Raw genomic sequence first — 12,205 nt, forward strand, 5'->3', positions numbered from 1 at the left:
TCAGCTCTGTCCACGCTCGTGGGAGGAGTCGCCGTCGAACGCCGCCTGTACCAGGTCGGCGACGTCCATGGCGTCGATCGATGCGTCGTAGGCGTCGTCCGCCGTCGTGGCGGCCGCGTCGTCGGAGGCCGCGGCCTGTTCGGCGACGAGCTTCAGCAGGGGGTCGAGCACGCCGATCTCGCGCAGTCGCTTCATGGGGACGGAGGTGAACAGGGCCCGGACGCCCGCGGCGTCCGCCTCGTCGTCGGCCGTCTCCTGCCCCGGCTCGGCGTCGGGGACGAGCCGGCCCAGGATGTGGTCCGCCAGTTCGTTGGGGTTGGGGTGGTCGAAGACGAGCGTGGTGGCCAGGGCGAGTCCGGTCGCGGCGCCGAGTTGGTTGCGCAGTTCGACGGCGCTGAGCGAGTCGAAGCCGAGGTCGCGGAACGCCCGGTCGGCGCCCACGGCGTCGACCGTGGGGTGTCCGAGGACCGCCGCGGCGCGGCGGCGGACCAGGTCGAGGACGACCCGGGCGCGCTTGGCGGGCGGCAGGTCGGCCAGTTGGGCGCGCAGCGCGTCGCCGGTGGCGTCGTCGCCGCCGTCCTCCACCGTCCGGTGCTCGGTGCCGGTCGGCTCGCCGAGCAGCGGGCTGGGCCGTACCGCGGTGAAGGAGCGCAGGAACCGGTCGCGGTCGAGGTCGGCGACGACCTCGGTGGGGCGTCCGTCCATGACGGCCCGGCGCAGCGCCACGACGGCGAGGTCCGGGTCGAGGGGACGGATGCCGGTGCGCTGGGCCACGTCGGCGGCCCGGTGGTCCGCCGCCATGCCCCCGCCGCCCCACACGCCCCAGGCGAGCGAGGTCGCGGCCAGGCCCTGGGCCCGGCGGTGTTCGGCGAGCGCGTCCAGGTAGGCGTTGGCGGCCGCGTAGTTGGCCTGGCCGGCGTTGCCGACCGTGCCCGAGGACGAGGAGAACAGGACGAACGCGGCCAGGTCCAGGTCCCGGGTGAGGTCGTGCAGGGCCAGGGCCGAGGCGGCCTTGGCGCGGAACACGGCCTCGTAGCGGTCCGGGGTGAGGCTGTCGAGGACGCCGTCGTCCAGGACGCCCGCAGTGTGGATCACACCGGTCAGCGGGGCCTCGTCGGGGATCGCGGCGAGGACCTCGGCGAGCGCGTCGCGGTCGGCGACGTCGCAGGCGGTGAGGGTCACCTCCGCGCCCAGCGCGTTCAGTTCGGCGCACAGTCCGTCCGCGCCGGGCGCGGCGGCGCCCCGGCGGCTGAGCAGCAGCAGGTGCCGGGCGCCGGCCGCGGCGAGCCGGTGGGCCACCTGGGCGCCCAGGGCTCCGGTGCCGCCGGTGATCAGGACGGTGCCGGTGGGGTCCCACTCCCGCGCGTCGCGTCCGGCCGGTACGGGCACCAGCCGGCGGCCGAGGGCGGCGGAGGGCCGGATCGCGATCTGGTCCTCCGTGCCCGGTGCCGCGAGGACCTCCGCGAAGCGGGCCGCGGACCGGCCGTCGAGGGTGTCGGGCAGGTCGATCAGACCGCCCCAGCGCTGCGGGTACTCCAGGGCGGCGACCCGGCCCAGACCCCAGACCGCGGCCTGGGCGAGCCCGGGCACCGGTTCGGCGGGGGTGGCGGCGACCGCGCCGCGGGTGACGCACCACAGGGGTGCGGTGAGGTCCGCGTCGCCGAGCGCCTGGATCAGGGCGGTGGTCAGGGCCAGGCCCGCCGGGGCCGCCGCGCCCGGTGCGGGTGCGTCGACGAGCGCGAGCAGGGACACCACTTGGGTGAACTCGGTGCCCTCCTGCCCGAGTTCGCGCAGTCGCGCGGCGAGGTCCGCGCGGTCGGGGCCGGGCGCTTCCAGGCGCACGGTGTCCGGGCCCAGGGCGGCGACGGCGTCGGCGACCCAGGGGTCGTCGGCGTGGCCGGCCGGGAGGACGGCGAGCCAGGTGCCGGCCGCGGTGGGGGCGGCCTGCGGGGTCAGCGGCTGCCAGGTGATCTGCTGCCGCCAGCCGTCGACGGTGTGTTCCTCGTCCCGCCGGCGGCGCCAGTCCGCGAGCGCGGGCAGCACCTTGGCCAGGGCGTCCCCGTCGACGTTGAGCGTCGTCTCCAGCGCGGCGAAGTCGGCCTCGCGCACCGCCGACCAGAAGCCGTCGTCCGCGGCGGACGGTGCGGCCGGGTCGGTGGCCGGCTGGGTGGCCGGCCAGTACCGCTGGTGCTGGAAGGGGTAGGTGGGCAGGTCGGTGCGGCGGGGCGCGGCCGGGCCGAGCAGGGCGGCCCAGTCGGGGGCGGTTCCCCCGACGTACAGCCGGGCCACGGCGCCGACCACGGACTCCTGTTCACCGCGGTCCCGGCGCAGCGCCGGGACGGTGACCGGCTGCCCGGGCAGGGCTTCCAGGGTTTCCTGAGCCATGGCGCAGAGCGTGCCGTCGGGGCCGAGTTCCAGGAAGGCGGTCACGCCGCGTTCGGCCAGGGTGCGCACCCCGTCGCCGAAGCGGACCGCCTCGCGGACGTGGCGGACCCAGTAGTCCGGGTCGCACACCTGCTGCTCGGTGGCCGCCTGACCGGTGACGTTGGACACGAGCGGGATCGCCGGGGCGTGGTACGTGAGGCTTCCGGCGACGCGTCGGAAGTCCTGGAGCATGGCATCCATGTGCACGGAGTGAAACGCATGACTGACCCGCAAACGCGTAGTCTTCCGGCCGTCGACGGTGAACTTCTCCGCGATGCCCAGCACCGCGGCCTCGTCGCCGGAGAGCACCACCGACCGCGGTCCGTTGACCGCGGCGACGGACACGCCGTCGGCCAGGTGCGACCGGACCTCCTCCTCGGTGGCCTGCACGGCGACCATGGCGCCGCCGGTGGGCAGGGCGTTCATCAACCGGGCCCGGGCGGCCACCAGTCGGCAGGCGTCGTCCAGGGAGAGGACCCCGGCGACGTGCGCGGCGGTGATCTCGCCGATGGAGTGGCCGGCGGCGAAGTCCGGGCGGATGCCCCACGACTCGACCAGTCGGAACAGCGCCACTTCGACGGCGAACAGGGCGGGCTGGGTGAAGCGCGTCTCGTTCAGCAGCTCCGCCTCCCCGAACATCACGTCCCGCAGCGGCAGGTCCAGCTCCCCGTCCAGGCGGGCCGTCACGGCGTCCAGGGCCTCGGCGAACACCGGGTAGCGGGCGTGGAGTTCGCGCCCCATGCCCACGCGCTGCGCGCCCTGGCCGGAGAACAGCACCGCGAGCTTGCCCCGGCGGTCCGCCACCTGGCCGCGCAGGACCTGGGGCGTGTCGAGGCCGTCGGCGAGCGCGGCCAGGCCGGTGAGCAGCCCCTCGCGGTCCTCGGCGAGGACCGCGGCCCGGTGGGCGAAGACCGACCGGGTGGTGGCCGTGGACAGCGCGAGCTCGGCGACGGTGAGGTCGGGCCGGGCGGTCGCGTAGGCGTGCAGCCGTCGGGCCTGGGCGCGCAGTGCGTCCGGCACGGCACCGGTCACCGGGACCGGCAGCGGGCCGCCGGCCTCCTCGGGGCGCGCGGGTGCGTCCGCCGCGACCTCCGCGGGCTCCTCGATGATCACGTGGGAGTTGGTGCCGCTGGCGCCGAACGCCGAGATGCCGGCCCGGCGCGGGCGTCCGGTACGCGGCCATTCGGCGGCCTGGTCCAGCAGTTCGACGGCTCCGGTGGTCCAGTCGACGTGCGTCGAGGGCTCGTCGATGTGCAGGGACCGGGGCAGCACGCCGTGCTGCATCGCCAGCACCATCTTGATCACACCGGCGACGCCGGCGGCCGCCTGGGTGTGGCCGATGTTGGACTTCAACGAGCCCAGTCGGAGCGGGAGTTCGGCGTCCCGGCCCTGCCCGTAGGTGGCGAGGAGGGCCTGCGCCTCGATGGGGTCGCCCAGGGTGGTGCCGGTGCCGTGCGCCTCCACGGCGTCCACGTCGGCCGGCGCCAGACCCGCGTTGGCCAGCGCGCGCTGGATGACCCGGCGCTGCGAGGGGCCGTTGGGTGCGGTGATGCCGTTGCTGGCGCCGTCCTGGTTGACGGCCGAGCCGCGCAGCACCGCGAGGACCTGGTGGTCGTTGCTCCGGGCGTCGGAGAGCCGTTCCAGGACGAGGACGCCGACGCCCTCGGACCAGCCGGTGCCGCCCGCCGCGGAGGCGAAGGGCCGGCAGCGGCCGTCGGGCGCGAGGGCCCCCATCTCGCCGAACTCGACGAAGTTCACCGGGCTGGACATCACCGTCACGCCGCCGGTCAGTGCGAGGGAGCACTCCCCCGCCCGCAGGGCCTGGGCGGCCAGGTGGAGCGCCACCAGGGACGACGAGCAGGCCGTGTCGACGCTGACCGAGGGGCCTTCCAGACCGAAGGTGTAGGACACCCGGCCGGAGAGCAGGCTCGCCGACTGCGCGGTCTGCGCGTGGCCCAACTGGCCGGCCTCGGGCCGGTAGTCGCCCGAGCCACCGCCGACGAACACCCCGGTGTCGCCGCCGCGCAGTCCGGCGGGGTCGACGCCGGCGCGCTCCAGGGCCTCCCAGGTGGCTTCCAGGAGGATGCGCTGCTGCGGGTCCATCACCATGGCCTCGCGCGGTGCGATCCCGAAGAACCCGGGGTCGAAGTCCGCCACGTCGTAGAGGAAGCCGCCCTCGCCGGTGACGGTCCGGCCGCGGCCGTCCCGGTCGCCGTGCAGCAGCCGTTCCAGGTCCCAGCCGCGGTCCGTCGGGAAGCCCCCGATGGCGTCGACTTCGTCCGTGACCAGCTTCCACAGGTCCTCGGGCGAGCCGACCCCGCCCGGGTAGCGGCAGCTCATGCCGACGATGACGATCGGGTCGTCGGTCGTGGCGGCGGACCCCACCCGCAGCGCCGCGCCGTGCTGCGCCGTGTCCTCGCCGAGGAGTTCGGCCCGCAGGTGGTCGGCGAGCGCCTCGGCCGTGGGGTAGTCGAAGACGAGGGTCGCGGGCAGCGCCAGACCGGTGGCGGTGGCGAGCTGGTTGCGCAGGTCCACGCCGGTCAGCGAGTCGAAGCCGAGGTCCCGGAACGGCTGGCCGGTGGGTACGGCGTCGGCGTCCGCGAACCCGAGCACCGCGGCGACCCGGGCCCGGACGAGGGCCAGCAGGACCTCGGTCCGTTCCGCGTTGGGGCGGGCGGCGAGTTCGGCCCGGAGGCCGGTCGCGGTGCCCGCCGGGCCCGCCTCGGCGGCGTCCGGCTGCGCCAGCGCGGCCCGGGCCTCCGGCAGCTGCGCGAAGAGGGCGCTGCGCCGGTTGCGGGTGAAGGCGGGCACGAACCGGTCCCACTGGACGTCGGCGATCGTCACCGCGGAGGTGTCGGTGCCGAACGAGCTGGCGAGCGCGGTCAGGGCCCGTGCGGAGTCCATCGGGGGCAGCCCGTTGACCCGCAGGTGGGCGGCCAGGCTGTCGGACGCGACGTCGGCCCAGCCGCTCCAGGCCACCGTCACGGCGGGCAGTCCCCGCTGCCGCAACACCCTTGCCATCTCGTTGAGTTGGGTTCCGGCCGCGGCCTCGGTGGCCCGACCGCCGGCGCCCCAGGTGGCGGCGATGGAGGAGAAGAGGACGAACGCGTCCAGGGGACGGTCGCCCCTCGCCGCCTCGGCCACCTCCGCCAGGCTCGCCACGTCGGCGCGCAGCGCGGCCAGGGCGGCGTCGGGCTCCTCGGCGTCGGACGGCTCGTCGGTGTGCACGACGGCGGTCAGCGGTGCCTCGGCCGGCAGCGCGGCGAGTGCGGTCAGCAGGGCCTCGCCGTCGGACGGGCCGCAGTCGAGCACCGTCACGGGGACGCTCAGGGCGTCGAGTGCGGCGCGCGCCGGTGCGGGGTCCGATGCGGTGGGGTCGACCAGCAGCAGGTGCTGGGCGCCCTGTTCGGCGAGCCAGCGGGCGCAGTGTCCGCCGGTGCCGGCCGCCGGGCCGACGATCAGGACCGTACCGGTCGGCTGCCACGGGGCCGTCGGGGCGTCGGGGGCGACGCGCACCAGCCGGCGCCCGAAGAGGCCGGCGGGCCGCAGCGCCACCTGGTCCTCGTCACCGATGCCCGCGAGGGCGGTGCGGAGCCGTTCGGTGGCGCGCCGGTCGAGCACCCGCGGCACGTCGACCAGGCCGCCCCAGCGGTCCGGGTGGTCCACGGCGGCGATCCGGCCGATCCCCCACACCGTCGCCTGGGCGGGGCTGACCTCGGTCTCCGCGCGGCCCACCGTGACCGCGTCGCGGGTGACGCACCACAGCGGGGCGTCGATCCCGGCGTCCGCCAGGGCCGCCACCGCCTCGGTCGGCCAGGCCGGGCCGGTGGGCAGGGCGTCGACGTACGGGGCGGCCAGCAGCGAGAGCGCACCCGCGAACCCGGCGTTCTGAGCGGCGATTTCGGCCAGCGGCTCGGTGAGTGCGGCCGGGTCGTTCGGGTCCGCCTCGACGACGACGGCCGTCTCACCGAGGGCCGCGAGGACCGCGGCGGTCCACACGTCGTCGGTGCCGCCGGTCGGGACGAGCGCCAGCCACCGTCCGGTGAGGGTGCCGGGCGCGGTGCCGGCCAGCGGGGTGAAGGTGACCCGGTAGCGCCAGCCGTCGACGGTCGAGCGTTCGACGCGCTTGCGGCGCCAGGCGGACAGCGCGGGCACCAGGGTCGACAGGGCGTCGTCGTCCAGTTGGAGGTCGTCGGCGAGCGTCGGGAGGTCCGCACGCTGCACCGCGTCCCAGAACTCGGCGTCCTCGGAGTCCTGCGGGACGTCCTGTCGTTCCTGTGCGGTCGCGATCTCCGGCCAGAACCACTCCGGCTGGAAGGGGTAGGTGGGCAGGTCCACGCGGCGGGCGCCGGTACCGGTGAAGATCCCGGACCAGTCGACCCCGACGCCCACGACGTACAGCTGGGCGAGCGCGGTGAGCAGTGCGGTCTCCTCCGGCCGGTCCTTGCGCAGCGCCGGCACGACGGTGACGTCGCCGTCCAGGGTGTGCTGGGCCATCGCGGCCAGCACGCCGTCGGGGCCCAACTCCAGGAAGACCGTGGCGCCTTCGGCTTCGAGTGCGCGCACGCCGTCGGCGAAGCGCACCGTCTCGCGCACGTGCCGCACCCAGTAGTCCGGCGAGCACAGCAGCTCCGTGGTGGCCACCTCGCCCGTCACGTTGGAGACGACGGGGATCTGCGGGGCCTCGTACGACAGCCCCTCGGCCACCCGGCGGAAGTCCGCCAACATCGGCTCCATCAGCGCCGAGTGGAAGGCGTGGCTCACCGCGAGGCGCTGGGTCTTGTGTCCCTCGGCCGCCAACTCGGCGGCGACGCACAGGACTTCACTCTCGTCGCCGGCGAGGACGACCGCCTCGGGGCCGTTGACCGCCGCGATCGACACGCCGTCCACCAGCCGCGGACCGGCCTCGCGCTCGGTCGCCCGGACGGCCACCATCGCGCCGCCCGCAGGCAGCGCCTGCATCAACCGCGCACGGGCCGCGACCAGCACACAGGCGTCGTCCAGGGACAGCACCCCGGCGACGTGCGCCGCCGCGAGCTCACCGATCGAATGCCCGGCGACGAAGTCCGGCCGCACGCCGAGCGACTCCGCCAGGCGGAACAGCGCCACCTCGACGGCGAACAACGCCGGCTGGGTGAAGCCCGTCTCGTCCAGGCCGTCCGCCGAGCCGAACATCACCTCCCGCAGCGCGTCGTCGAAGTGCGCCAGCACCTCGTCCAACGCCGCCGCGAACACCGGGAACCGGTCGTACAACTCCCGGCCCATGCCGACCCGTTGCGCACCCTGGCCGGAGAACAGCACCGCCACCTTCCCGTCGCTCCCGTGGGAGACGCCGCGGGCGAGTTCCCGCACCTCGGCCCCGTCGGTCGCGAGGACCGCGCGGTGCGCGAAGGCCGTACGGCCGGTGGCCAGGGAGTGGCCGACGTCGAGCGGTGCGGCGTCGGTCAGTGCCGAGACCCGCTCGATCTGGGCCGCCAGGGCTGCCGCGGACTTGCCCGACACCGGCCAGGGCACCAGGCCCGGCGTCGTGGTGGGCTCCGGCGCCACCGGCACGTCGGTGACCGGTGCCTGTTCGAGGATGACGTGGGCGTTGGTGCCGCTGACGCCGAAGGCGGAGACGCCGGCCCGTCGGGCGTGCCCGGTCTCGGGCCAGTCCTGCTGCTCGGTGACGAGCGCGACCGTGCCGTCGGTCCAGTCGACGTGCGAGGACGGGGCGTCGACGTGCAGGGTCTTGGGCAGCACGCCGTGGCGCATCGCCAGGAGCATCTTGATGGTGCCGGCGACGCCGGCGGCCGCCTGGGTGTGGCCCAGGTTCGACTTCACGGCACCGAGCAGCAGCGGCTGCGGCCGGTCGGGACCGTAGGTGGCGATCAGGGCGCCCGCCTCGATGGGGTCGCCGAGGGTGGTGCCGGTGCCGTGGGCCTCGACGACGTCGACGTCGGCGGGGGCGAGGCGGGCGTCGGCGAGGGCCTGGCGGATGGCGCGCTGCTGGGCCCGTCCGTTGGGCGCGGTCAGCCCGTTGGAGGCGCCGTCCTGGTTGACGGCGGTGCCGCGCACGATGCCCCAGACGTCGTGGCCGTTGCGGCGGGCGTCGGAGAGCCGTTCCAGGACGAGGACACCCACGCCCTCGGACCAGCTGGTGCCGTCGGCCGCGTCGGCGAAGGGCTTGCACCGTCCGTCGGGGGCCAGTCCGCCCTGCATCGTGAACTCGGTGAAGGCGCCGGGGCTGGACATCACCGAGACGCCGCCGGCCAGAGCCAGCGTGCACTCGCCGTTGCGCAGCGCGTTGGCGGCCAGGTGCAGGGCGACCAGCGCGGAGGAGCAGGCGGTGTCGACGGTGACGGCCGGGCCCTCCAGGCCGAAGGTGTAAGAGAGGCGGCCGGACATGACGCTGGCGGTGTTGCCGGTGGCGACGTGGCCGCGCAGGTCGGCGGTGCCGCTGGCCTGGCGCAGGAGGGCGGTGTAGTCCTGGCCGTTGGTGCCGACGAAGACGCCGGTGCGGCTGCCGCGCAGCGCGGTCGCGTCGATGCCGGCCCGCTCGAACGCCTCCCACGAGGTTTCCAGCAGCAGCCGCTGCTGCGGGTCCATGGCCAGCGCCTCGCGGGGCGAGATGCCGAAGAAGCCGGCGTCGAAGAGGCCGACGCCCTCCAGGAACCCGCCTTCGAGGGTGGCGGAGGCGCCCTGGGCGAGCGCGTCGAGGTCCCAGCCGCGGTCCGCGGGGAACCCGCCGATGGCGTCCTCGCCGTCGCTCAGCAGCCGCCAGAGGTCTTCCGGCGACCGGACGCCGCCGGGGAAGCGGCAGTTCATGCCGACGACGACGATGGGGTCGTCGTCCGCGGCACGGCCGGCCGGCGCGGGGGTGTCGAGGTCCGAAGCCGGCAGTGTGCCGAGGAGTTCGGCGAGCAGGAACTCGGCGAGTGCGGTCGGGGTCGGGTGGTCGTAGACGAGGGTGGCGGGCAGTTTCAGGCCGGTGCCGGCCGTGAGGGTGTTGCGCAGTTCGACGGTGGTCAGCGAGTCGAAGCCGAGGTCGCTGAAGGCGCGGTCGGCGCCGATGTCCGAGGTGCCGGTGTGCCCGAGGACCGCCGCGACCCGGGTGCGCACCAGGTCCAGGACGAAGCCGGGGCGCGCGGTCGGAGAGAGTCCGACCAGCCGCTGGCGCAGGGCCGGTTCCGGCAGTGCGGCCTGCGACGTCCCGGCCGGCGACGTGGCCCGGCGCAGTGCCGGCAGGTCGCCGACGAAGGGGCTGGGCCGCAGGGCGGTGAACACCTCCGTGTAGCGCGGCCAGTCGATGTCCGCGAGGGTCAGCGTCGGGACACCGTGCTCGATCGCCCGCCGCAGGGCGGCGAGGGCGAGGCGGGGCGGCAGGGGGGTGAAGCCGCCGCGGCGGATCCGCTCCTGGACGCCGGTGCCGTCGGCCGCCATGCCGGTCTCGGCCCAGGGGCCCCAGGCCACCGAGGTGGCGGGCAGGCCGAGGGCGTGGCGCTGTTCGGAGAAGGCGTCGAGGTAGGCGTTGGCGGCGGCGTAGTTGCCCTGGCCGGGTGCGCCGAGGGTGCCGGCGACGGAGGAGAAGAGCACGAACGCGCTCAACTCCCTCTCGCGGGTGGCCTCGTGGAGGTGGTGGGTGGCGGTGACCTTGGCGCGCAGGACGGCGGTGAACTGCTCGGGGGTGAGCGTGTCCAGGGTGCCGTCGTCGACGGTGCCGGCGGTGTGGAACACCGCGGTCAGCGGCTGGTCCTCGGGAACGGCGGCCAGGACGGCGGCGAGCGCGTCGCGGTCGGCGGTGTCGCACGCCGCGAGGGTGACCCGGGCGCCGAGTTCCTCGACCTCCGCGGCGAGTTCCGCGGCGCCGGGGGCGTCCGCGCCGCGGCGGCTGACCAGCAGCAGGTGCGGGGCGCCCGCCGCGGCCAGCCAGCGGGCGACGTGGCCGCCCAGGGCGCCGGTGCCGCCGGTGACGAGCACGGTGCCGGTGGGGCTGAAGGTGCCCGCGTCGGGGGCTGGTTCGGCCCGGTGCTGGGCCAGGCGACGGCCGAAGGCCGCGGTGGTACGCAGCGCGAGCTGGTCCTCGCCGCCGTTGTCGGCGAGGACGGCGGCCAAGCGGCGCAGGGTGCTGGCGTCGAGCGCGTCGGGCAGGTCGATCAGACCGCCCCAACGCTGCGGGTGCTCCAGGGCGGCGACCCGGCCCAGGCCCCAGACGGCGGACTGGACGGGGCGGGCCGGGTGTTCGGCCCGGTCCACGGCCACGGCGGTGCGGGTCACGCACCACAGCGGGGCCTCGATGCCCGCGTCGCCCAGGGCCTGGACCGCGGTCGTCGTCAGCAGCAGGCCGGCGGTCGTGGCGTCGGCAGCGTCGGCGGCGGCCCCGTCGCCGGCCGTGGCCAGCAGCGACAGCACGCCGGTGAACTCGCCGTGTTCCGAGCCGAGTTCGGCCAGTCGTCCGGCCAGGTCCCGGCGGTCCGGGGCGGCGACGACGAGGCGTACGGCGTCGGCGCCGAGGACGTCGGCGATCGGGTCGAGCCAGGCCGACTCGCCATCGGCCGGTGCGAGCACCAGCCAGGTCCCGGTGGGACGTGCGGCGGCCGCCGGGACGGTCAGGCGCTTCCAGGTGGTGCGGTAGCGCCAGCCGTCGACGGTGGAACGCTCCCGGCTGCGGCGCCGCCAGGCGGAGAGGGCGGGCACGACGGTGGTGAGGGTGTCGTCGTCCAGGTCCAGTGCGGACCCCAGGGACGCGAGGTCCGCGCGCTCCACCGCCGACCAGAACTCGGTGTCCGCCGCGTCGGCGGGCTGGCCGGCTGCGGTGGTTGCGGCGTGCGCCTCGGGCCAGTAGCGCTCGCGCTGGAAGGCGTAGGTGGGCAGGTCGATCCGGCCGGCTGCGCGGCCCGCGAAGAAGGCGTCCCAGTCGACCCGTACCCCGTGCAGGTGCAGCTGGGCCACTGCCGTGGCCAGGGTCGGGGCCTCGGGCCGGTCCCGGCGCAGGGCCGGGACGGCGGTGGCGCGGGTCTCCTCGTCGGTGCCCTCTCGGACCGCGCCGCTGAGCACCGCGTCCGGGCCGAGCTCGAAGAAGGTCGTCACGCCGTGGTCGGTGAGGTACCGCACGGCGTCGGCGAAGCGGACGGTGCCGCGGACCTGCCCGGTCCAGTACTCCGGCGCGGCGAGCTCGTCGTGCGTGAGGAGGGTGCCAGTGACGGTGGACACCAGCGGCACGGTCGGTTCGTGGCAGGTGACGCCGCGGACGACGCGGGCGAAGTCCGCCAGCATCGGGTCCATGTGCGGCGAGTGGAAGGCGTGGCTGACGCGCAGCCGCTTGGTGCGCCGGCCCTGCTCCTCGAAGTGCGTCGCGACGGCGCCCACCGCGTCCTCGTCGCCCGAGACGACCAGGGAGGTCGGGGTGTTGACGGCGGCGATGGTGGCCCGGCCCTCGTAGGGGGCGAGCGCGGCGGTCACCTCGTCCTCGGTGGCTTCGACGGAGGTCATGGCGCCGCCGGCGGGCAGTTCGGCCATCAGCCGGCCGCGGGCCGCCACCAGGGTGCAGGCGTCCTCCAGGGAGAGGACGCCGGCGGCGTGCGCGGCGGCGAACTCGCCGATGGAGTGGCCCGCGACGTAGTCGGGGCGCAGGCCCCAGGACTCGGCGAGGCGGAACAGCGCCACTTCGAGGGCGAAGAGCGCGGGCTGGGTGTAGCGGGTGTCGTCCAGCAGCGCGGCCTCGGGGGTGTCCGGGGCGGCGAAGAGGATCTCCCGCAGCGGACGGTCGAGTTCGAGGTCGAAGCGGGCCAGGACGGCGTCC

Annotated in this window: 1 protein-coding gene (cut by a window edge); it reads right to left on the reverse strand. The window is 75.7% G+C overall.

Annotation, left to right across the window (positions count from 1 at the left end; all coding sequences use genetic code 11):
• Positions 1-12,205: the 3' end of a type I polyketide synthase gene (locus tag ACO0M4_RS32275; RefSeq protein WP_430374618.1), read on the reverse strand. Its footprint extends 16,430 nt past the window's final position; only the last 12,205 of its 28,635 coding nucleotides appear in the window; the start codon falls outside the window, past its right edge — the gene reads right to left on this strand; its stop codon occupies positions 1-3.

It is taken from the genome of Streptomyces sp. RGM 3693, from assembly GCF_050471125.1.
GTDB lineage: Bacteria > Actinomycetota > Actinomycetes > Streptomycetales > Streptomycetaceae > Streptomyces.